This window comes from Martelella sp. UBA3392 (assembly GCF_002358775.1).
GTDB classification, from domain to species: Bacteria; Pseudomonadota; Alphaproteobacteria; order Rhizobiales; family Rhizobiaceae; genus Martelella; species Martelella mediterranea.
The window spans coordinates 8,017-8,306 of sequence record NZ_DEPM01000053.1; the positions used below are offsets into that span (position 1 = coordinate 8,017).

The following is a 290-nucleotide window of genomic DNA, read 5'->3' on the forward strand; positions in this document are numbered from 1 at the left end:
ACCCGATGCGTCAAAACAAAGAGCCCGACCATCCTGAAACTTTGCGATAAGCTGGCTCGGATTCAGGAACGGCGCCTGGCGCCGGCATAGGGAGAGTGTCGCAGGATATGGATATTTTCGCGGTTCTACAGGAGCAGCAGGACCAGTTTTCGCAGGCCGAGAAGCGCATCTGCGATATCCTGCTCAATGATTTCGATTTCGCGGTCAACGCCTCGATCGTAGAGCTCGCCGAACGCGCTGGCGTTTCCGCGCCGACGGTGACCCGCTTCTGCCGTCGCCTGTCCTGCCAG

At 59.0% G+C, this 290-nt stretch carries 1 protein-coding gene; it reads left to right on the forward strand.

Features of this window, described 5'->3' with window-relative positions:
• Positions 1–107: 107 nt before the first annotated feature.
• A partial coding sequence (locus B4E36_RS04005; protein ID WP_414673728.1) for a MurR/RpiR family transcriptional regulator occupies positions 108–290 on the forward strand: 183 nt, incomplete at its 3' end.